This is a genomic window from Salinisphaera orenii subsp. halophila YIM 95161 (assembly GCF_003732545.1).
GTDB lineage: Bacteria > Pseudomonadota > Gammaproteobacteria > Nevskiales > Salinisphaeraceae > Salinisphaera > Salinisphaera orenii_A.
Window position 1 is genome coordinate 1 of the sequence record NZ_AYKF01000055.1, and the last position, 246, is coordinate 246.

Sequence of the window (246 nt, forward strand, 5' to 3'; positions counted from 1 at the left end):
CAAGGTCGCCCCCGGTAGTCTGGTGTCGCTTCAGCATGCGCTCGACGACGCTGAACGACTCTGTCGTCGACTAGAGCCGAAACAAGCAGATAGAGGCGGTAAAGTCCGAAGACCGAAGCGGCTGCGTGATGTCGCATCAACTACGTTATGCGCCAGCTCGCTGCCGCTTCGTACTATCATGCTTTTTCGCCTTTATCTACTGCAAATTCGTCGCTATCGCCTCTAAGTTCTTGCGTCGATTAGCGC

Annotated in this window: 1 protein-coding gene; it reads left to right on the forward strand. The window is 54.9% G+C overall.

Features of this window, described 5'->3' with window-relative positions; genetic code table 11:
• Positions 1 to 226 (forward strand): hypothetical protein (locus SAHL_RS18565; protein WP_221177810.1); only part of this gene is annotated, 226 nt, incomplete at its 5' end.
• Positions 227 to 246 lie beyond the last annotated feature (20 nt).